The following is a 21,508-nucleotide window of genomic DNA, read 5'->3' on the forward strand; positions in this document are numbered from 1 at the left end:
CCGTGTGGCCCATACCACACGCTCACCGAGCGGCCCCTTCATCCTCAATAGGACAACTAACGCGCCCGCCGTCAGCGACAATACGGACATTGAACCAGGCGGCCCTGATTTCGAGTCCGCTCTGGCATTCCCGCCGTCGCAGACGACAGGTGCTTCACAATTTGGCCGCGTGCTTGTATCCGAGCAGGTCGGCCGAGGCGATGATCTGCCGGTATCCCTTGGCGTCCGCGGGAAGGGCGCTGAGCACGTAGAGCGACACCTTCGACTGCGGCAGATGCCAGATCTTCATCGTGTACGCCTGGTTGACGTTGACGTCGCAGGCCACCTGCCATTGCCGGTAGAACGCCTTCCTGCCGTCGCCCATCTTCGCCAGGCCCGAGTGGACGAGCCGGGACCTGTACGGGTCGATCCCGTAGTAGAGACCGGCCTCGCCCGACGTGCTGGAATACGATCCGTAGGGGTCCCGCGCGACGGTGCCCCCTGCCAGGCACGGCACGTGCTGACCCCACAGGAAACCGAACCTGGCGTCCTCGATGCCGAAGCCGGGCCAATCATCCTTCGTGGACTTGAGCTGGATCACCATTGAATCGGGGCGGCAGACGAAATCCCATGGACCGCTCGTCCCGCGGGAGCGCGGTGACTCGATGCAGGCGTAGTCCTTGTCGACCTCCAACATGCGCCACCCCTTGGGCAGGGTCATCTTGATGCCTTTGAACGACACGGCCTTGCCCTTGAATCGGGGCTTCTTCACGGCCGTCTTCGCGAGGGTCGGGGTCGGAGTGGAGGTCGTCGTCGTGCTCGCCGGGGTAGAGCGAGGCGCCGTCGCCGACGTGGAGGCCGTTGTGGCGGCGACCTGTATGGAACGTTCCGAGACGGAGTTGACGATGATCGCGGTCACCGCGATCAGGGTCACCGCCACGGCGGTGGCCACGTAGGCGTGGAGCCAGGACCCGCCACGCCGCCGGGCGACGATCATCACCTGGCTGGTCGCGGGCGATGGGAGCTCTCCTGGGCCTTGGGGAACCACCGAGACCTGGAACGTTCCGGGCCCGGGGAGTGCGACCGGGGCGGCCGCTTCGGGCCAGATGGACGTCGCGTTCTGCGGCATCACCCAGGTGCGCTGGATGAACGACGTGATGTCCGGCGCGGCCGGCTCCTGCTCGTACTCCTCGCCGCGCCATGCCCGCGTCACCGCCGCGAGCACGTCGTCGGCGGCCGGCCGCTTCTCCGGATCCTTGTCCAGCGCGTGGCCGCCGAGTTCGCGCAGCCCCTCGGGCACGGCCGTGAGGTCCGGGGTTTCTTCTCGTACCCGGTAGGCCAGCACCTCCGGCCGGCCGGTGCCGTAGGGGGCCTCGCCGGTGGCCGCGAAGAGCAGCAGCATGGCCCAGCCGTACACGTCCGCCGGGGTGCCGGCCGGGCCCTCGCCGTACTCTTCGGGGCTGATCCAGCCGGGCGAGCCGATCAGCGTCCCGGTGTGGGTCATCGAGGTGCCGTCCAGGACCTTGGCGATGCCGAAGTCGATCAGGCGTGGCCCCTGCGGGGAGAGGATCACGTTCGACGGCTTGAGGTCCCGGTGGACGACGTCCACGGCATGCATGGCGACCAGCGCCTCCGCCAGCCCGGCGGCCAGGCCGTACAGGGCGTCGCCGGTCAGCGGGCCCTCGGCTCGTACATGCTGTTCGAGCGTGGGGCCGGCGATGAACTCTGTGGCGAGCCACGGGCGTTCCGTGCCGGAGTCGGAGCCGAGCACGCGCGCGACGCAGGCCCCGTCGACCTCGGTCAGCACGGAGATCTCCCTGCTGAACCGGCGCCGGAACTCCAGGTCGGTGGACAGCGCCTCGTGCACGAGCTTGACGGCCACCCGCCGCCCGGCGCCGTCCACGCCGGCGTAGACGAGCCCCATGCCACCCGCCCCGAGGCGCCCCACGACCCGGTACGGACCTATCTCCTGCGGATCACCCGCCGACAGCGGCTGCACGCGCCCTCCGGAATCTGTCACGGCAAAGGCGAATTGCGCCTAATGCGTAGATCACCATACACCTGCGTCCGCATCACATGCCAGACGCTTGTGCATAAGATTCACGGATGAGCTGTGGCCTCCGTGGCCCGGACGGGTCGGTGGCGCCAGCCTCCGGGCTGATGATCAGGCGGGGACGGCGGGAGTCCGCAGGGTCTCGAACGCCGCGGAGAGCTTGGCGAGTTCGGCGACCATCGCGGTGGCGGAGTCGCTTATGACGTCGTCGGGGCGCAGGCGGCCCTCATCGTCGAGGAGCCGGTTGACGAACGGGATCATGACCGCCTCGACCACGGGCACCATCTTCAGCGAGGAGACGACCGGCTTGAGCATCTGCAGCGCCCGGGTGCCCCCGGCAACGCCGCCGTAGGTGACGAAGCCCACCGGCTTGTACCGCCACTCGTTGTGCAGGTAGTCGAGGGCGTTCTTCAGCACGGCGTTGAAGCCGTGGTTGTACTCGGGGGAGACGAAGACGAACGCGTCGGCCCGCTCGACGGTCGCGCTCCACTTCTTGGTGTGCGGGTGGATGTACTGCTGGAGCCGGGGGTGGTTCGGCTCGTCCATGAACGGCAGGTTCACCTCCGCCAGATCGATGAGCTCCACGTCAAAGACGCCCTGAGCGCCGGCGTGATCGACGAACCATTCCGCCACCGGCTTGCCTACCCGGCCGGGACGGGTGCTCGCGAGGACGACCTGCAGGATCGGCTTGGACACGGTACTCCTTCAGTTGACAGGATGTGCGGACGCGCTGCTCAACATACCGTAGTGACTAAGTATTTCTTATAATGGGTGACCTGGACTACAGTTCTGATGTGAGGGCTACGGAAGGCCGCGGGACTCGGGAATGTTGAGGACGGCATGACTGAACCGCACCCGATCTGCTCCCGGTTCCACATCGCCGTCGAGCTCATCGGCGCGCGCTGGTCGGGCGCCATCATCCGGGCCCTGTTCACCGGTCGGCATCGGTACGCCGAGATAAAGCAGGCGATCGACGGGGTGAGCGACACCATGCTCGCCCAGCGGCTGCGCCGGCTCGAGACCGAGGGGATCATCGAGCGGCGGGTGATCGCCAGTTCCCCTGTCCAGGTGGAGTACCACCTCACCGACAAGGGCCACGAGCTCGAGCCCGTCGTCGAGGCGCTCATCAACTGGTCGCACAAGTGGGTCCCGCTTCCCCCGGCTCCGAAGTAGGGGCCGCGACACCCCGCCGACACCCCGCCGAGTCCCCCCTCGGCCCCCGGCGAACCGCCGTACCCGCCCGGCTGAACCGCCCACCTGGCTCACCACACATCGGATCTCTTGCGGCGCGGGGAACGGCTCTCTCTGACGGTGCTTCCAGCAAAATCCCTGTTTGTCAGCGCCGATGAGCAAATATGTGCCGAAATGCTGGTTCATGGGGGACGAAGACCCTATTGACGGGGCAATACATCCGATGTTCACTGCGTGCTAACGGCTCTGATACCGGAACTGTGCGGCGCCTTGTGCCGGAGGCGGCGCGCGGAAGCCTCGTCAGAGCTGTGCTGTGGGAGAGGCCCGCGGCGTGCCAGGCCGGTCGCCGATCGCCGGCGTCGCACGTCCGCGGCCTTCTCCACCCTCAGTGACCCGAGCTTTCCCTGCCCGACCACGCACCATTCCTCCATCGCCGGGCCGAACCGCAACCGGCCGGGCGACGATCCGCGATGCCGCGATGCGTTCACCCGAGGAAACGAGGGGGCGGCCACCACCAGGAAAGAGTCCACCAGGAAAGGACGATCACGGTGATGAGGCTCTTACGGTCCCTCCCCCTGCTGACGCTCGTCGCGGGCCTGCTGACCGGCGCCGCCGCCGCGCCCGCGGCGGCCTCGACGACCGACGCCGCCTTCGACCAGGCGAGCGGGACGTTGAACGTGGACTACGCGAGCTACCTGTCCAAGCACGACATCGTGTACAACCGGCCCAACACCAACCCCCTGCACGGCCTGACCGTGGGCAACGGCCGGACCGGAGCCATGGCCTGGAGCCAGAACGGGCTGACGATGCAGACCTCGGGGGTGGACCTGTCCGAGCAGTCCGCGTACGCGGCGGGCCTGGTGAACCTGTCCACCAGCCCGGGCATGGACACCGGCTACACCACCTTCCAGCAGCGGCTGTCGCTGTACGACGGCACGCTCGTCACCAAGTACGACGCCAACCGCACCGTCACCGTGCTCGGGTCGCCGAACTCCGAGGTGATGGGCATCCACGTGGACGACTCGCGCGGCGGCGTGTCGAACATCGCCCTGACGCTGAGCATGTGGGACCCGGCGACCGTCACCAACAGCGCGGACGTCCCGGACCTGAACACCTGGAAGACCATCTCCACCTTCGCCGACTCCGGCGCCGCGGGGCTCAGCCGCGGGCAGGCCGACCCCAACGGATTCGGCTACACCCTGGCCGCCACGGTCGAGGGCGCCGGCTTCTCCACCCAGGTGGTCGACTCACGCACGGTCCGGCTGACCATCACCCCGACCTCCGGCTACACGATCTGGTTCACCGCCGCGAGCCGGATCAACGCGCCGAACCGCGACTCGCTCGCCCAGGCGCGCAGCCAGCTCGCCTCGGTCAAGTCCACCGGGTACGCCACCACGCTGAACAACTACCGCGGCTGGTGGCACGCGTTCTGGGCCAAGTCGTTCGTCCAGTACTCCGGGCTGTCCGGCGACGCCGACTACCTGGAGAACGTCTACTACCTGTCCACCTACATGATCGCCGCCGCGGGGTACGGCAACTATCCGGCCCACTTCATCAACGGCGTCTTCCGCGCCACGCAGGACAACACCAAGTGGAGCAACGCGTACTGGTACTGGAACCAGCGCGACGTCTACCTCTCCTTCCTCGCCGCCAACCACTCCGACCTGATAGACCGCCACAACAACCTCTACAGCCGTAACTACAACGCGCTGAAGTCCTACACCCAGACGCGGTACGGCGTGGACGGCCTGTGGGTGCCGGAGACCATGGGCTGGGACGGCAACGCGCGCGGCACGGTCGGCAGCGACTACACCAAGAACATCCTGTCCACCGGCTACGAGGCCGCCTACAGCATGTACATGCGGTACCGGTACACCAACGACACCGCCTACCTGCGCGATGTGGCCTACCCGTTCATGCGGGAGACCGCGAAGTTCTACTCCGCCATGCTGTCCCACGACAGCGGCACCAACACCTACTACATGGCCAACTCCAACTCGCACGAGACGTACTGGAACGTCCGCAACGCCATCACCGACCTGGCCGCCGTGCGCGGCATCTTCCCGCTCACCATCCAGGCGAGCCAGCAGCTCGGCGTGGACGGCGGCCTGCGCGCCGGATGGCAGAACGTGCTCGACCACCTGGCGCCCTACGTGGTCTCGGGCGGCGCCTACCAGCCGCACCAGCCGCCGATCGCGCAGACCAGGAACAACGAGAACGTCGCGGCGGAGCTGATCTGGCCCTACGACGTCACCGGAATCGGCTACCCCGACTACCAGACCGCCGTCGGCACCTGGAACCAGCGGCCGTTCCCCTACGGCAACGTCTGGTCCAACGACGCCGTGCAGGCCGCCCGGCTCGGCCTCGGCGACCAGGCCTACAACGGCATGAAGACCATGCTGCAGAAGTACCAGAACTACCCGAACGGCATGACCAGCAACACCAACGGCGTCTTCGAGTACCTCGGCGTGCACCTGACGGCACTGAACGAGTCGCTCATGCAGAGCTACAACGACAAGATCCGTGTCTTCCCCGCCGCGCCGGGCGGCTCGTCCTTCATCGGGAAGTTCACCCTGCTGGCCAAGGACGGCTTCCTCGTCAGCTCCGAGCGCGAGGGCGGCGAGACCAAGTACGCCGGCCTCAAGAGCCTGTACGGCAAGCAGGCCACCGTGGTGAACCCGTGGAGCGGCCAGCAGGTCCGCGTCCGCCGGACGTCCGACAACGCGACCATCACGACGAGCTCCGCCGCCGAGCTCACCTTCGCCACCGCGGCCGGCGCCGTCTACGTGGTCGAGCGCACCGCCAAGCCCCTCAGCGCGTACACCTCCAGCAGGCTCACCGGCACCCCCAACCAGGGCGTCAAGACCCTCCGCGACACCGCCTCCACGCTCGGCCTCGGCACCGCCGGTCAGAACCCCTTGGTGAGCCTGCGCGCGCGGGCCAACAACAAGTACGTCACGGCTCCCAGCGGATCCGCTCTCATCGCGAGCGCGTCGAGCGCCGGCGTGAACGAACAGTTCGAACGCGTCGACCTCGGCAACGGCAACATCGCGCTACGCGCCAGGTCCAACAACAAGTACGTCACGGCCGAGAACGCCGGCGCCCAGCCGCTGATCGCCAACCGCGACGCCATCGGCGCTTGGGAGACCTTCCAGCAGGTCACCAACCCCGATGGCACGATCAGCCTCAAGGCCCAGGCCAACGGCAGGTACGTCTGCGCCGACAACGCCGGCGCCGCGCCGCTGATCGCCAACCGCACGGCCATCGGCCCCTGGGAGTCGTTCGATCTCGTCTCCGGCTGACGCGCCCGCGCCGCCCGCTGATCGGTTCGGCGGGCGGCGCCCCGTCATTTCCGCGTCGCCGCGGTCGTCCGCGAGATCCCGGCCGCGATCGCCGGGCCGGGGGAGCGGTGGCTGCAGGGCACCTTCGACCGGTACGCCCGCGCTTACGGCAACGGCCCCGGCTACGCCTCGATCGTCGGCAGCGGCAAGCACGCGCCCACGCTGCACTGGGTGCGCTGTGACGGCCCGGTGCTCCCGGACGAACTGCTCCTGCTCGACATGGGCGTCGAGGTCAACAGCCACTACACCGCCGACGTCACCCGCACCTTCCCGAGACGACCTTCTCATCACCACCGAAGGCGCGGAGGTCCTCTCGAACGCCCTGCCCCTGAACGCCGAAGGCCTGGAGAAATGGATGGCAACCGCCCAAGCGACCTGACCCCACGCCGGCATCCGCCCTGTAGCAGCTCGCGAACCACGGCGCCCGCGCCGGAATCGGGATGAGAATGTGATCTCGTTCTGACGGGACGTGGTCAGCTGGCTGGGTAACGTCCGGTCAGAGATCGACGGCTCACACGTGGGGGCGGCGTTTGGCAGAGACCAGGGCACCGGATGATCTGATCGCGGAGTTCGACGCCGAGCGGCCCGCGCGGCGGCTGTCGGGCCGTGTGGCGGCGGCCGTCACACTGGTCGCACTCGGGCTCTCGCTGTACGTGCTGTACTGGGCTTTCCGCCCCGGCCCTGTGCTGCCGTACCGGATGATCTTCCTTGCGGTCGTGCTGCCGCTCACCTTCGTCTGCTACAAGCCGCGGCGGCGGGGTGGCGACCGCCCGGGCGCCGTCGACTGGGCGCTGGCGGGGCTGTCGCTGGCGGTCTGTCTCTACCCACTGGTCGTCTTCGACGACTTCATCCGGCGCGCGTTCGACCCGACGACCCTCGACGTGGCGGCGGGCGCGGCCATCGTCCTGCTCGTGCTGGAGGCCTGCCGGCGCACCGTCGGCTGGATCCTGCCCGCCGTCTGCCTCGCCTTCCTGGCCTACGCCTACTACGGCGGTTACCTGCCCTTCGAGTGGGTCATCGGGCACCGAGGCTACGATCTCGACCGGATCATCGTCTCGTCGGTGATGGGCACCGACGGCGTGTACGGTGTGCCGCTGGACGTGGCGGCCACCTACATCATCCTGTTCACCGTCTACGGGGCGGTCCTCGACCACTCCGGCGCGGGCAAGTTCTTCGTGGACATCTCCCTGGCGGCCTTCCGCCGTTCACGCTCGGCGCCAGGCCGCACGGTCACCCTCGCCGGGTTCCTGCTCGGCACGGTCAGCGGCTCGGGCGTCGCGACGACGGTGAGCGTGGGCAGCGTCGCCTGGCCGATCCTGCGCAGGGCGGGCTATCCCCCCGAGCAGGGTGGTGGAGTGCTCGCGGCCGCGGGCATCGGTGCGATTTTGTCCCCGCCCACGCTGGGTGCGGCGGCGTTCATCATCGCCGAGTACCTGCGGGTCGGCTACCTCACCGTGCTGATCTACGCCACGATCCCCACGATCCTGTACTACCTGGGCATCTTCCTGGCCATCGAGATCGACGCCCGCAAGTACGGCACGCGGGCGGTCGAGGTGGACGCGCCGAGGTTCTGGCCGCTGCTGCGGCGGTTGGGATACCACTTCAGCTCGCTGTTCGTGATCGTCATCCTGATGGCGCTGGGGCAGTCGCCGTTCCGGGCGGTGGTCTACGCCACGCTGCTCGCCTTCGCGCTCTCCTTCCTCGACCGCGACCACAGGCTCACCCCGCGGCGGGCGGCCGACGCCCTGGCGGCGGGGACGACGGGGGTGCTGCCGGTCGCGGCCACCTGCGCCGCCGCCGGGCTCATCGTCGCCGTCGTCACGTTGACCGGGCTGGGCCTCAAGGCGAGCTCCCTCATCGTCGGAGCCTCGGGCGGGATCCTCGCCGTCACCGCGCTGCTGTGCGCGCTGGCCGTGCTCGTACTGGGCCTCGCCGTACCGGTGACCGCGTCGTTCGTCATCGCGGCGATCATCATCGGGCCCGCGCTGATGGACCTCGGGGTCACCCAGGCCGAGGCATACATGTTCGTCTTCTACTACGCGGTCCTGTCGGAGGTCAGCCCGCCCACGGCGCTGTCGGCCTTCGCGGCCTCGGCCATCACCGGCGGCAACGCCTACCGGACCATGATGGCGACCTGGAAGTACACGCTCCCGGCCTTCCTGGTCCCTTTCGCCTTCGTGCTTACCCCCGCGGGTTCGGGGCTGCTGGCGCAGGGGACGGCGGGGGAGATCCTGGTGGCCATCACGGTCTCGGCGTTCGCGGTGGCGGCATTGGCCGCCGCCACCGGCGGCTGGCTGACCGGCCCCGCGGGCCCGGTCGAGAGGGCGCTGTGCGGGGTGGCCGCCGTCCTGTTGCTGTTCCTGTCACCCGGCACGGTGCTCGCCGGGGCGGGGGTCCTGGCGGTCGCCATCGGACTACATCTGGTCTTACGAACGCGGGAGGCAAGATCATGAAACTCGGACGCCTGGCCGTCCTGCTGGTCGCCGGGTCGCTGGCCCTCGGCGGCTGTGGCGGTGACCGGTCCGCCGAGCGGACCGGCGACCCGAACACCACCGCGGGCAAGCGGCTGTCGATCGCCACCGGCAACACCACCGGTGTCTACTACGTCCTCGGCGGAGGCCTGGCGGACCAGATCGGTAAGCACATCCCTGGCTACCAGGCGACGGCCGAGGCGACCGGCGCCTCGGTGGAGAACATCCAGCGGGTCGTCAGGGGCGACTCCGACATCGCCTTCACCCTCGCCGACTCCGCCGCCGACGCGGTCGCGGGCAAGGGCTCGTTCACCTCTCCTCAGCCGATCCGCGCCATCGCCCGCCTGTACGACAACTACACCCAGGTGGTGGCCACCACAGAGTCGGGCGTGAAGTCCATCGCCGACCTCAAGGGCAAGCGGGTGTCCACGGGATCGCCGAACTCCGGCACCGAGGTCATCGCGCTGCGCATGCTCAAAGCGGCGGGCCTCGACCCGGACAAGGACGTCACCCGGCAGTCGCTGGGCCTGCCGGAGAGCGTGCAGGGCATCAAGGACGGCAACCTCGACGCCCTGATCTGGTCCGGAGGCCTGCCCACCCCCGGCATCACCGACCTTGTGACCAGCCTCAAGGACCAGGTCGCCTTCGTCCCGCTGGACAAGGTGCTGGCCCCGATGCAGGCCGAGTACGGCCCGGTGTACGCGGCGGGCACGATCGCCAAGGACGTCTACTCGACTTCGGCGGAAATCTCCACGGTCGCGGTGCCCAACCTGCTGGTGGTCAACGAGAAGATGGACCCGGCCCTCGCGGAGAGCCTGGCCAGGCTGCTCGTCGACCACAAGGCCGAACTGGAGAAGGTCCACCCCGTGGCCAAGAGCATCACCCGCGACAACGCCCCCAAGACAGAGCCCGTCCCCCTGCACGAGGGCGCGAGGAAGTACTACGGCTGACCAAGCTCGCGGCGCTCTTGGTCCGAGTGCGTGCTGGTTCGTCGAGTTCGTCGAGTTCGTCGAGTTCGTCGAGTTCGTCGTGGGCGGCGGCTACCAGGTCTGTAGCGCAGGGATGATGGGCAGGGCGGATATCGGTTGTGATATCGGTTCTCCCGTTACTCCGATATTGGACAGATGGCGACACGTCTGGTCTGCTCTGCAGGCAGCCCCCGAATTCCGCACGCCCGCACACCTGCACGCCCGCACGCACGCCCGCAACGCCTGTACGCCCGCACGCCTGCACGCCTGGAACGATCGACTGGACGTCGCCATCACGTGAAGCCTCCGCACCGCGCACCCGACACCACCTCGCCGCGCGCGCACCCCGACCCGCGCGGCCCGAGCCACCCGCCGGGCGTGCACACGGGCATCGGGGACGCGCCGGTCAGAGACCGGGGCGGCTGGGTCCCTTCGTCCGGGGGCGGCGACATCGGAGACCTACCGGTTGAAGGTGCACGAGGCGCAGACTCTCCGGCCTCGGGGCTCCGGGTGATCGTGATCGTCATCGCGGTGCAGCTCGCCATCTCGGTCGGCTTCTTCGCCGTGATGGCCCACCTGGTCGTCCACCTGCGCCACGACCTCGGCCTGCTGGCCGGGACCGTCAGCCTGGTGCTCGGCCTGCGGGTCGCGGCCCAGTACATGCTGTTCCTGCCCGCCGGCGCGCTGACCGACGCGATCGGCCCCGCACGCGCCGGAGCGCTGGCCTGCACGCTGAGAGCAGCGGGATTCGCGCTGCTGGGCACGGCCGGCGGTCTGGCCGAACTCCTCCTCGCGGCCGTGGTGCTCGCCGTGGGCGGGGCGCTGTTCCACCCGTCCGCCCAGTCCCTGCTGGCCGGGGTCGCGCCGGCCCGCCGCTCCCGGGGCTTCGCGGCCTACATGATCGCCGGACAGATCGGCGCGGTGACCGGCCCGCCCGCAGGGCTGTTCCTGCTGTCCACCGGCGGATTCGGCCTGCTCACGGCCCTGGCCGTGGTCGCGTGGGGGACCGGTGCCGCCCTGTTCCTGCTGCTGCATCCCGCACGCGCCACCGCACGCCGGACGGGAAGCCGAACACGGACCGTCGACGTGCGCGCAGCGGTTCGCGCCGTTCTGTCCTCGACACCGCATCCCGGACGCGGCACCGCACGCCGGGCTGGATCGCGAACAGGGACCATCACGGTGCGCGGGCCGCGCATCTCGGCGGTGCTCCGGGATCGGCGGTTCCTCCTGTTCGCCGTTACCGTGGCGCCGACCACGCTGCTCGCCGACCAGATCGTGAGCGTGGTCCCGCTCAAGGAGGTCGGCGGCCAGGCGAGCACCCTGTTCTTCTGCGTGGTGGGGATGGCCACCGCCGCGGTCCAGCCCTGGTGCGCCGCGAGCGGCAGGGCCGCGCGTCCTTGGGTGCTCAAAAGCGGCCTGATCTGCGGAGGCGCCGGCTACCTGCTCCTCCTCGCGATCCCCTCTGGCGGCGGCCCGCTCGCCGTACTCGTGACGGCCGGCGTCCTGCACGGCCTGGCCGCCGGGCTGACGCAGCCGGCGCTGTTCCAGACGGTGACCCGGCGCGCGCCGTCCGGGCAGTTCGGAACGTACTTCGGGCTGCTCAGCTTCCTCGCCGGCGCGGTCGCGCTGGCCGGAGGCTTCACCGTGGGCCGCCTCTTCGACACCGGAAGCCACGGAGAGTCCACGGCACTGATCGGCCTTGCCGTGGTCGCGGCCCTGTCCGCCGCCGCCGTACGAGCACCCCGGCCTGAACCGGACATGACGCGAGAGCGGGAGAGCGTACCTGTTTAAGGCCTCACGGTCGCCTGTAACAGGAGGCGGCTCGACAACCGCTACCGGGGTGGCCGTCCGGTGGGCGGGTGGAACCCGAGTTCGGCGGACAGCTCCAGGGCGACGGCCAGTGTCAGCCGCCCCGCGTCGTCGAGCCGGCTTCCAAGACGGCCCTTCGGCGCCGAGACGTTGATCGCGGCGACGATGGCGCCCCTGAAGTCCCGTACCGGCGCCGAGACGCCGACCAGCCCCTCCTCGAACTCTTCGTTGACCGCTGCGTAACCACGCCTGCGGATGCCCGCGATCTCGGCCAGCAGATCGTCGGCGGCGCGTGCGCGTGGCCCGGCCGGAAGGGTGCCGGCCTCCGCCAGTAGCGAGCGCAGCGCCTGGGGTTCCCAGTCCGACACCAGCACCCGTCCCGCGGACGTCATCGGCGCCGGCACGGTCACCCCTTCCCACCCGAGACCGCGGAAGGCGTGCGAAGGCGACACCGACCGCAAGGTCAGCACCGCCGAGCCGCGTAGCACGCAAAGGTGGGTCGTCTCGTTGAGCGCACCCACCATGCGGCGAAGGTAAGGCGTGGCGATCTGGACGAGCCGGGTCTCCCCGCCGCGCGCCGCGAGAGCGTAGAGCCGCCACCCGAGGCGGTATTCGAGGGTCTCGCCGTCGCGCTCGGCCATCCCCTCGGCCTCCAGCGCCTTGAGCGCGCGGGACATCTGGCTCTTCTCGCGGCCGAGGATTTCGGCGATCCGGCTCACTCCCAGACCGCCCTGGGTGTCGGCGTTCGCCAGCAACTCGAGGATCTCCAGGTCCCTTCGCAGCCCCGCGGATGGCGCTTGGGGCCGTGAGCTGCGTAAACGATCTGGTTCACTCGACGCAGGAGGTGCCATGGGAGGCAGGTTAGCCGTTGGCCGCCGACTCGACCATGGATAATCGATTGCATTCATTGCAACAAGTATTGCACTCAGAAGAACTCCGTCCTACCGTTCCGTTACCAACGACCGGGAGGAGGAGCTTGTGAGCCTCAGCGAATACATCGCCTCTCGATGGGATCTGCTGACTCAGGCGGCGCTGGAGCACGCGCTCGTCGTCGCCATCTCGCTGGTCATCGCGACGATCATCGGCGTCGGGGTCGGAATGCTGACCTACCGGAGCCCGCGCTGGGCGGCGTTCGCCATCGGCACGTCCGGCGGGTTCCTGACGATCCCCTCGTTCGCGTTGCTCGGCCTGCTCATCCCGTTCCTCGGCCTCGGCTGGGGACCGTCGGTGGTCGCGCTCGTCCTTTACTCCCTGCTCCCGATCGTGCGGAACACCGTCGTCGGACTGAAGGGCGTCGATCCCGCGATCGTGGAGGCGGGGCGCGGCGTCGGGATGAGCGCCGCCGGCGTGATGACCCGGGTACAGCTCCCGCTGGCCTGGCCGGTGATCCTCACCGGCATCCGGGTCTCCACCCAGATGATCATCGGTATCGCGGCCATCGCCGCCTACGTGGCGGGCCCCGGCCTGGGCAACCAGATCTTCGACGGGCTCTCCCGCCTCGGCTCGGTCAACGCGCTCAACTCCGCGCTCGCCGGCACCCTCGGCGTGGTCATTCTGGCCATCCTCTTCGACCTCTTCTATGTCGTCATCCGTCGTCTCACCACCGCGAGGGGTCTCCGTGTTTGACACCACTTCCGGCGGCGCGCGCATCGAGCTGGACGGGCTCACCAAGCGCTACCCCGGCCAGGCCGAACCCGCGGTCGACGGCGTCACACTCGACATCCCCGCGGGGGAACTGGTCGTCTTCGTCGGCCCCTCCGGCTGCGGTAAGACGACGACGATGAAGATGATCAACCGGCTGATCGAGCCGACCTCGGGCACGATCCGCATCGGCGGCACCGATGTGCTGGCCATGCGCCCGGACGAGCTGCGCCGCCACATCGGCTACGTCATCCAGCAGATCGGCCTCTTCCCGCACCTGACGATCGCGGAGAACGTCGGGCTCGTACCCGGGCTGCTCAAGTGGAGCAAGGACAAGATCGCCCGTCGGGTGGACGAGTTGCTGGAACTGGTCGGGCTCGACCCCGCGTCGTACCGCGGCCGTTACCCGAGGCAGCTCTCCGGCGGCCAGCAGCAGCGGATCGGGGTGGCGAGAGCACTGGCCGCCGACCCGCCGGTCATGCTGATGGACGAGCCCTTCGGAGCCACCGACCCGATCACCCGGGAGCGGCTGCAGAACGAGTTCCTCCGGCTCCAGCGAGAGCTCAGGAAGACGATCATCTTCGTCACGCACGACTTCGAGGAAGCCATCAAGCTCGGTGACCGCATCGCGGTGCTGCGGGAGAGTTCCCGGATCGCACAGTACGACACCCCGGCGCGCATCCTCGCGGCCCCCGCGGACGACTACGTCGCCGGGTTCATCGGATCCGACGCCACGCTGAAACGGCTCGCCCTGATCCCGGTCTCCGTTCTCTCCCCGTCCACGAGCACGAGCACGAGCACGACCGACGGCCTTCCTCAGATCGCGGGGAGCGCGACGCTCCGCCAGGCGCTGGACGCGATGGTCGCCCACGGCCGTCAGGAGATCGCGGTCGACGGGCGGGTGGTGACGTTCGCCGAGATCTGCGCGACCGTCACCGGAGAGCAGGCCGGCGTCGCCGGGGAACGGCCGGTGTCCGGTGTCCGGTGAAACACGGACGGCGTCCGCTCCCCCCTCGACCATCTCCTCTCCGGGCGCCACGGCGGCCGAGCCGGGCGGCCGGCGGCGGCCGGCGCTCCGATACCTCGGCACCCCGCTCGCGCTCGCGGCCGTCCTGCTCGTCCTCTACCTGTGGGTGTCGGGCCAGACCCTCGACAGCATCGAGCAGCGGACCATGAACTGGGAGTACATCCACACCCGGGTGCTGGAACACCTCCAGCTCACGGCGGTCGCGACGCTGCTCGTCGTCATCATCGCGATCCCCGCCGGGATACTCCTCTCCCGGCCGGGAGCGCGGTTGCTCAGCCCGGTCGTGCTCGGCCTCGCCAACCTCGGCCAGGCGACTCCCGCGATCGGCCTGCTCGCGCTGCTGACGATCCAGTTCGGCATCGGATTCAAGATCGCGCTGGTCGGTCTGATCGCGTACGCGGTGCTTCCGGTGCTCCGGAACACGATCATCGGTATCCAGCAGGTGGATCCGGCGCTGATCGAGGCCGCACGCGGCATGGGCATGACCCGCGGCCAGGTGCTACGGCGGGTCGAGATCAAGCTGGCGGTGCCGGTGATCCTCGCAGGTCTGCGCACCGCGCTCGTGATGGCGGTGGGCGTGGCCACGCTGGCGACCTTCGTCAACGCGGGCGGCCTGGGCGACATCATCGTCAACGGCATCAAGCTGCAGCGAACCCCGGTACTGGTCACCGGAGGCGTTCTGACCGCGGTCATCGCCTTCCTCGTCGACTGGCTCGGCGGCGTCACCGAGAATGCCCTGCGTCCCAGAGGCATCTGACCCAAGACATGCGCACAACCCTCTGATCCCCCCCCGGAAGGCTCACCATGCACACACCCACCCGGCGCACGATCCTGGCCGGGATCGCAGCGATCACCGCGGTCACGGCACTTGCCGGATGCGGCGGCGGCACCTCCGCGTCCGCGTCCGAGCAGGGCAGTCTCGGCCAGGAACTGAAGGACGCCAAATTCATCGTCGGCTCCAAGGACTTCTCCGAGTCGATCATCCTTGGCCAGATCACCATGGAGATGCTGCGCGCGCACGGCGCGGAGGTCGTCGACAAGACGAACATCAAGGGCTCGACCAACACGCGCACCGCCCTGACGTCGAGCCAGATCGACATGTACTGGGAGTACACCGGCACCGGCTGGGTCACCTACCTCAAGCAGACCAAGCCGATCGCGGACCCCCAGCAGCAGTACGACGCGGTCGCCAAGGACGACCTGGCGCAGAACAAGGTCTTCTGGGGGACCAGGGCTCCGCTCAACAACACCTACGCCTTCGCCATCCGCAAGGAGAAGGCGGCGGAGCTCGGCGTCACCAAGCTCTCCGACCTGGCCGGGCTGGTCCAGTCCAAGCCGGCCGAGGCGACGTTCTGTATCGAGAGCGAATTCTCCACCCGGGACGACGGCTGGCCGGGCATGGTCGCCGCGTACGGGCTCGGCGTGCCCAAGGAGAACGTCAAGTCGGTCGACACGGGCCTGATCTACACCGAGACGAAGAAGGGCCAGACCTGCAACTTCGGCGAGGTCTTCGCCACCGACGGCCGTATCTCCTCTCTCGGCCTCACCGTGCTGGAGGACGACAAGCACTTCTTCCCCGTCTACAACGCGGCTCTGACCATGCGCCAGGAGACCAACGCCAAGTACCCGCAGGTTGAGACGATCATGGCGCCGGTGACGCAGAAGCTCACCGACCAGGTGATGCAGAGCCTGAACGCCAAGGTCGACGCCGATGGTCTCGAGCCGCGGACGGTCGCCCACGACTGGCTCGCCGAGCAGGGCCTCATCAAGAAGTAGCCAGAGCCTTATCTAGTGAAGTGCCAGGGCCTGATCAAGTGAAGCGTCAGGGTCTCATCGATAGAAGCGGCAGGTGCTGATCAAGTGAACATCGGGGAGAGCTTCATCGGCGACGGGGCCGAGGCGGCGCACGTCAACACGGTCATCGGCCACCGGGACGGTCCCGCAGGCACGGCGTGGGCCACCGCCCTCGCCACCCCCTCGGCCGGCCACGTGCCGTTCGTCGCCGTGCTGCGGCCGGGCGTGCCCGCCAAGCCGATGACGCTCTTCGTCAACAAGGCGGCAGTGGAATCCGACACCCACGCCGACCTGACGTGGGGCGCCGCCCAGGCGGGCGTGGCCGCCGGCGTCATGGACGCGGTGGCCGAGGGGGTCATCCCGCCGGCCGAGGTCGACGATCTCGTCCTCATCGCCGCGGTGTGGGTCAACCCCAAAGCCGCCGACGCCGACACCGTCTACGCCAACAACCGCGAGGCGACTCACGCCGCGCTGCGCGCGGGCGCGAGCCGTACACCCTCACTCGACGAGGCGCTTGCCGCCCGGCACGCGCCCGCCAACCCCTTCTACACGGCTTCGGGGAGCATGTGAAGATCACCGAGATCCGCCTGGACCGGATGCGGTTACCGCTGGACCCGCCGTTCAACGCGGCCTGGGATCCCGTGCCCCGCACCTGGTTCGACGCGACCCTGGTCACCGTGGAGACCGACGAGGGCATCACCGGCTACGGGTCGGGCGACACGATGGACGGTTTCGCGGCCTACGAGCACCTGTTCGTCGGCCGTGACCCCCTCGCGATCGTCAACCACGTCAAGACGCTGGAGACCGTGAACTTCCACGCGGGACGTTACTGGCCGCTGGAGGCCGCGCTCTGGGACATTTTCGGCAAGGTGTGCGGCCAGCCGGTGGCCACGCTGTTCGGCGGCGCCGCACACCGGTTGCCCGCCTACGCGTCGTTCGGCGAGCTCAAACCGCCGGGTGCCCGGGTGGAGGCCGCGCTCGCCGCCAAGGAGGCGGGCTTCAAGGCCATGAAGATCCGTATCGCCCGCGAGCGGACCGGTGAGGGAGTCGCCGCGGTACGGGCCACCCGCGAGGCCGTCGGCGACGACATCGAGATCATGGTGGACCTCAACCAGCTCTGGCGGATGGCCGGTGACATCGACGCTGCGCTCGACCTCGCCTCCGTGCGGCGGCTCGCCGAGGAGCTGTCCGAACTCGGCGTGCTCTGGCTGGAGGAGCCGCTTCCCCAGTACGACATCCCGGGCATGCGCATGGTCCGCGCCCAGACCGGCATCCGGGTGGCGGGCGGCGAGATGGTACGCACGATGCCCGAGTTGCTGCACCTGCTCGAATCGGACGCCCTGGATGTGTACCAGCCGGACGTGGTGCTGTCGGTCGGCATGCTGCGTGCCCGTACGGTGGCGGAGCTCGCGTTCTCCAAGCACCGCTGGTTCACGCCCCACACGTGGAGCAACGGCCTTGGCGTGCTCGCCAACCTGCACGTCGTCGCCGGCGTGGGCGGCGGGCCGTACGTCGAGTTCCCCTATGACCCGCCGGGGTGGAGCCCGCAGCGCCGTGACTTCTTCCTCACGCGCTCGCTGGAGGTCGACGCGGACGGTTATCTGAACGTGCCCGACGCTCCGGGACTCGGTGTCGGGATCGACCACGACGCGGTACGCCGCTGGTCCCTGACCTGAGTCGCATGAGGATGCTTCCAGAAGAGGATGGACATGTCCGAACAGTGGCATGAGAGGGCGGCGATGATCGCGCCGCGAACCGAGTTGTTCATCGACGGCGCGTTCACCGGCGCCGCCGATGGAGCCACCTTCGCCACGGTGAGCCCGCGGGACGGCACGGTCATCGCCGAGGTGTCCGCGGCGGGGGTCCACGACGTGGACCGGGCCGTGGTGGCAGCCAGGACGGCCTTCGACGAAGGCGGGTGGGCGAACGCCGCGCCCCGCCACCGCAAGGCCGTGCTACTTCGTCTCGCCGAGCTGATCAGAGAGAACCTGGAGGAGCTCGCGCTGCTGGAGACGCTCGACGTCGGCAAACCGATCGGCGAGTCGCTGCGGGTCGACGTGCCCGGCGCGGCCGGCTGCTTCCAGTGGTACGCCGAAGCGCTCGACAAGAGCTACGACGAGATCGCGCCCACCTCCAAGGACACGCTGGCGATGATCACCCGGGAACCTCTGGGCGTGGTCGGTGCGGTCGTGCCGTGGAACTATCCGCTGATCATCACCTCGTGGAAGATCGCTCCGGCGCTGGCCATGGGCAACTCGGTCGTGCTCAAGCCCGCCGAGCAGTCCTCGCTGTCGGCGCTGCGCCTGGCCGAGCTGGCCGCCGAGGCGGGCGTCCCCGACGGCGTACTGAACGTCGTTCCGGGCCTCGGTCCCGTCACAGGGGCGGCGCTCGGCCGCCATCCCGGCGTTGACAAGATCGCTTTCACCGGGTCCACCGAGGTCGGCCACCGCTTCCTGGCCTACTCGGCCGAGTCCAACGGCAAGCAGGTCTCCCTCGAACTCGGCGGCAAGTCCCCGCAGCTCGTGCTCGCCGACGCCGAGGACCTCCCCGCGGTCGCCTCCGCGGTCGCCTGGGGGATCTTCTACAACGCGGGGCAGACCTGCAACGCCGGATCCCGCCTCGTGGTGGACGCCCGGATCCACGACGAACTGCTGGCCGAAGTCGTCAAGGTCGCCGAGGGCATCACCGTCGGCGACCCGCTCGACCCCGCCACCGAGATGGGCGCCATCGTCGACGCCGCCCAGCTCGACCGCGTGCTCGGCTACCTCGACATCGGCCGTGGCGAAGGAGCCGAGGTCGTCACCGGCGGCGGGCGGATCAGGCAGGAGTCCGGCGGCTACTTCGTCGCCCCCACCATCCTGGATGGCGTGCGCAACGACAGCCGGATCGGCCAGGAGGAGATCTTCGGCCCGGTGCTGTCCACCATCACCTTCACCGGCGAGCAGGAAGGCGTCCGGCTGGCCAACGAGTCGCGATACGGCCTCGCGGCCGCCGTCTGGACGTCGCGGCTCTCCACCGCGCACCGCGTCGCCCGCTCGCTGCGCGCCGGCACCGTGTGGGTCAACACCTTCGACGCCAGCGACGTGATGACCCCCTTCGGCGGCTTCAAAGACTCCGGGCACGGCCGCGACAAGTCCCTGCACGCGCTCGACGCCTACTCGGCTCTCAAGACGACTTGGATCAACCTGTGAAGATCGGATTCATCGGCCTCGGCAACATGGGCGGCCCGATGAGCCGCAACCTGCTCGCCGCCGGCCACGACATGGCGGTGCACGACGTACGGCAGGAGGCGGCCGAGGAGCTGGTGAGCCTGGGCGCGACCTGGCGGGCGACCCCCCGGGCGACCGGGGCGGACCGCGAGGTGGTGATCACCATGCTCCCCACGCCGCGGCACGTGGAATCGGTGCTACTCGGTTCGGACGGCCTGCTCGACGGCCTCGCGCCCGGCGCCGTCTGGATCGACATGTCGACCAGCGTCCCGGACGACAAGGTCCGCGAGGCCGCCGTCGCGCACGGCGTACACGTACTGGACGCGCCGGTCTCCGGGATGGCCAAGGGTGCCCGCGCCGGAACGCTCCAGATCTTCGCCGGTGGCGAGCAGGCCGTCTTCGACCGGGTACGCCCGGTCCTGGACGTCATGGGCGACCCGGAACGCGTCCTGCACGTCGGCCCGAACGGCGCGGGGTACGCGGTCAAGCTCATGATCAACCTGCTCTGGTTCAGCCACCTGGTCGCGACCACCGAGGTGCTCACGGTCGGCGTCAAGGCCGGCGTCGACCTCGGCGTGCTGCGCCGCGCGCTGATCGCGAGCCCGGCGAACAGCAACTTCCTGGAGAGCGACGTGCTGTCGGTCCTGCTCGACGGGGACTACGACGAGTCGTTCGCGATCGCCCTCGCCTGCAAGGATCTCGGGCTGGCCGTCGACCTCGCCCGCGCCACGGGCGTCCCCGTCGAACTCTCCGCCGTCGTCGAGCAGGTGTACCGGCGTGCCCGCGCCGCCTACGGTGACCTGGCGGGCGAGATGACCCCCGTCAAGCTGTGGGAAGACCTCACCGGCACCCCTCTGCGACTGAAGGAGACGGCATGAACCTGACCCTCACCCCGATGCCGGCCGCCCACCTCGCCGAGGGCGCGGCCGGAACGCTCGGCGCACTGGCCCGGGAGGCCGGCGCCGAGCGCGTGCTGATCGTCACCGACCCCGGCATCGCGGCCACCCCCGTCCTGGACACGGTGCGGAACGCGCTGTCCGGCCTGGAGACCGCCGTGTACGCCGGCGTGCACGCCAACCCCACCACCCAGGACATCGCCGAGGGCGCCGACGTCGCCGAACAGGCGGCGGCACGGCTGATCATCGCGCTCGGCGGCGGCTCGGCCATGGACGCGGCCAAGGGGATCGCGGTCGCGGGGGTGAACCCCCAGCGCGGCCGTGACCTGGACTACCGCACCGACTTCGCCGTTCCCGCACTGCCGATCATCGCGGTCCCGACGACGGCCGGAACCGGCGCGGAGACCAACGCCTTCGGCGTGATCACCGATGTGGAGAGCCACCGCAAGTTCTATGTCGGCCACGCCACCTCGCTGCCCCGCGCGGCCGTACTCGACCCCGAACTGACCATCGGCCTCCCCAAGGGCCCGACGGCCGCCACCGGGATGGACGCGCTCACCCACGCGCTGGAATCGTTCTCGTCCATCCGGGCGAACCCCTGGTCGGACGGGATCGCGCTCCAGGTCATCAGGATGGTCTCCCGGCACCTGCCCGAGGCGTACGACGACGGCGGCGACCTGCAGGCACGCGCCCAGATGCTGCTCGCCGCGCACATGGCCGGGGTCGGCATGGCCGCCACCGGGCTCGGCATCTGCCACGGGATCGGGCACCCGCTCGGAGGCCGGTTCAACATCGCGCACGGGGTCGCGCTCACCATGCTGCTCCCGCACGTGCTCAGGTTCAACCTTCCGGTACGGCTCGCGCGCACCGCCCAGGTCGCCTTCGCGCTGGGGGTCGGCGACACCGCCAGGACGGACGAGTGGAACGCGGACGCCGCCATCGACGCGGTGGCCGGACTCGGCGCCCGGGTCGGCCTCACCGGCCGCCTGGCCGACCACGGCATCTCCGAGATGGACTTCGCGCTGCTCGCCCGGGACGCGCTCGACGACGAGGTCATGGCGAACACGCCACGCCCGCCCAGCGCGGACGACCTCCACGCCATCCTCATCGCCGCCCACTGACCAGGAGC

At 69.4% G+C, this 21,508-nt stretch carries 17 protein-coding genes and 1 pseudogene; 15 read left to right on the forward strand and 3 right to left on the reverse strand.

All coding sequences use genetic code 11. The annotated features are described in order from the left end of the window. Nucleotides 1–154 precede the first annotated feature (154 nt). Nucleotides 155–1,978 carry a serine/threonine protein kinase gene (locus tag MYF83_RS15970; protein ID WP_248961136.1) on the reverse strand — a complete coding sequence of 608 codons (1,824 nt, stop codon included), beginning with the start codon at nucleotides 1,976–1,978 and terminating at the stop codon, nucleotides 155–157. A 165-nt stretch (nucleotides 1,979–2,143) separates the two neighbouring features. Next, on the reverse strand, nucleotides 2,144–2,728 hold the full coding sequence (locus MYF83_RS15975; RefSeq protein ID WP_248961137.1) for an NADPH-dependent FMN reductase: 585 nt from the start codon (nucleotides 2,726–2,728) through the stop codon (nucleotides 2,144–2,146). A 144-nt stretch (nucleotides 2,729–2,872) separates the two neighbouring features. Here MYF83_RS15975 and MYF83_RS15980 point away from each other — a divergent pair, with 144 nt between their 5' ends. The 6 genes and pseudogenes from MYF83_RS15980 (at nucleotide 2,873) to MYF83_RS16005 (ending at nucleotide 11,794) form a co-directional block, all read left to right on the forward strand. Further along, on the forward strand, nucleotides 2,873–3,205 hold the full coding sequence (locus MYF83_RS15980; protein ID WP_248961138.1) for a winged helix-turn-helix transcriptional regulator: 333 nt from the start codon (nucleotides 2,873–2,875) through the stop codon (nucleotides 3,203–3,205). Between the two features lie 569 nt (nucleotides 3,206–3,774). Beyond that, nucleotides 3,775–6,525 carry a fascin domain-containing protein gene (locus tag MYF83_RS15985; RefSeq protein WP_248961139.1) on the forward strand — a complete coding sequence of 917 codons (2,751 nt, stop codon included), beginning with the start codon at nucleotides 3,775–3,777 and terminating at the stop codon, nucleotides 6,523–6,525. A 66-nt stretch (nucleotides 6,526–6,591) separates the two neighbouring features. Continuing rightward, a pseudogene (locus MYF83_RS43765) lies at nucleotides 6,592–7,008 on the forward strand (M24 family metallopeptidase); the annotation flags it as partial. An 86-nt stretch (nucleotides 7,009–7,094) separates the two neighbouring features. Continuing rightward, a complete protein-coding gene (locus MYF83_RS15995; RefSeq protein WP_248961140.1) occupies nucleotides 7,095–9,017 on the forward strand; it encodes a TRAP transporter permease in 1,923 nt (640 codons plus the stop codon). Further along, nucleotides 9,014–9,985 (forward strand): TAXI family TRAP transporter solute-binding subunit, encoded by a 972-nt coding sequence (locus MYF83_RS16000; protein ID WP_248961141.1) that lies wholly within the window; start codon nucleotides 9,014–9,016, stop codon nucleotides 9,983–9,985. The genes MYF83_RS15995 and MYF83_RS16000 overlap by 4 nt, the downstream gene beginning before the upstream one ends. Nucleotides 9,986–10,513: 528 nt before the next feature. After that, on the forward strand, nucleotides 10,514–11,794 hold the full coding sequence (locus tag MYF83_RS16005; RefSeq protein ID WP_248961142.1) for an MFS transporter: 1,281 nt from the start codon (nucleotides 10,514–10,516) through the stop codon (nucleotides 11,792–11,794). Nucleotides 11,795–11,835: 41 nt separating this feature from the next. On the opposite strand, the gene MYF83_RS16010 is transcribed toward MYF83_RS16005, so the two are convergent. After that, nucleotides 11,836–12,720, reverse strand: a complete 885-nt coding sequence (locus MYF83_RS16010) for an IclR family transcriptional regulator (RefSeq protein WP_443729294.1) — start codon at nucleotides 12,718–12,720, stop codon at nucleotides 11,836–11,838. Nucleotides 12,721–12,790: 70 nt separating this feature from the next. Here MYF83_RS16010 and MYF83_RS16015 point away from each other — a divergent pair, with 70 nt between their 5' ends. From MYF83_RS16015 to MYF83_RS16055, 9 genes are all read left to right on the forward strand, one after another. Further along, on the forward strand, nucleotides 12,791–13,438 hold the full coding sequence (locus MYF83_RS16015; protein WP_248961144.1) for an ABC transporter permease: 648 nt from the start codon (nucleotides 12,791–12,793) through the stop codon (nucleotides 13,436–13,438). Beyond that, nucleotides 13,431–14,441 carry an ABC transporter ATP-binding protein gene (locus tag MYF83_RS16020; protein WP_248961145.1) on the forward strand — a complete coding sequence of 337 codons (1,011 nt, stop codon included), beginning with the start codon at nucleotides 13,431–13,433 and terminating at the stop codon, nucleotides 14,439–14,441. Before MYF83_RS16015 ends, MYF83_RS16020 begins: the two co-directional genes overlap by 8 nt. Continuing rightward, on the forward strand, nucleotides 14,431–15,237 hold the full coding sequence (locus MYF83_RS16025) for an ABC transporter permease (protein ID WP_248961146.1): 807 nt from the start codon (nucleotides 14,431–14,433) through the stop codon (nucleotides 15,235–15,237). Before MYF83_RS16020 ends, MYF83_RS16025 begins: the two co-directional genes overlap by 11 nt. Nucleotides 15,238–15,284: 47 nt before the next feature. Beyond that, nucleotides 15,285–16,256: a glycine betaine ABC transporter substrate-binding protein gene (locus tag MYF83_RS16030; protein ID WP_248961147.1), complete on the forward strand. Its 972-nt coding sequence runs from the start codon at nucleotides 15,285–15,287 to the stop codon at nucleotides 16,254–16,256. An 84-nt stretch (nucleotides 16,257–16,340) separates the two neighbouring features. Further along, nucleotides 16,341–16,844 carry a formaldehyde-activating enzyme gene (fae, locus tag MYF83_RS16035; protein ID WP_248961148.1) on the forward strand — a complete coding sequence of 168 codons (504 nt, stop codon included), beginning with the start codon at nucleotides 16,341–16,343 and terminating at the stop codon, nucleotides 16,842–16,844. Beyond that, complete coding sequence (locus MYF83_RS16040) at nucleotides 16,841–17,950, forward strand: mandelate racemase/muconate lactonizing enzyme family protein (protein WP_248961149.1); 1,110 nt, start codon at nucleotides 16,841–16,843, stop codon at nucleotides 17,948–17,950. Before fae ends, MYF83_RS16040 begins: the two co-directional genes overlap by 4 nt. A 33-nt stretch (nucleotides 17,951–17,983) precedes the next feature. Further along, a complete protein-coding gene (locus MYF83_RS16045; RefSeq protein ID WP_248961150.1) occupies nucleotides 17,984–19,465 on the forward strand; it encodes an aldehyde dehydrogenase in 1,482 nt (493 codons plus the stop codon). Continuing rightward, entirely contained in the window at nucleotides 19,462–20,361 is a 900-nt protein-coding gene (locus tag MYF83_RS16050; RefSeq protein WP_248961151.1) for an NAD(P)-dependent oxidoreductase, read from the forward strand. The genes MYF83_RS16045 and MYF83_RS16050 overlap by 4 nt, the downstream gene beginning before the upstream one ends. Continuing rightward, a complete protein-coding gene (locus tag MYF83_RS16055) occupies nucleotides 20,358–21,500 on the forward strand; it encodes an iron-containing alcohol dehydrogenase (protein WP_248961152.1) in 1,143 nt (380 codons plus the stop codon). The genes MYF83_RS16050 and MYF83_RS16055 overlap by 4 nt, the downstream gene beginning before the upstream one ends. The last annotated feature ends 8 nt before the right edge of the window (nucleotides 21,501–21,508 follow it).

Origin of the sequence: Sphaerisporangium perillae, assembly GCF_023276435.1 — a bacterium.
In the GTDB taxonomy this organism is placed as follows: domain Bacteria; phylum Actinomycetota; class Actinomycetes; order Streptosporangiales; family Streptosporangiaceae; genus Sphaerisporangium; species Sphaerisporangium perillae.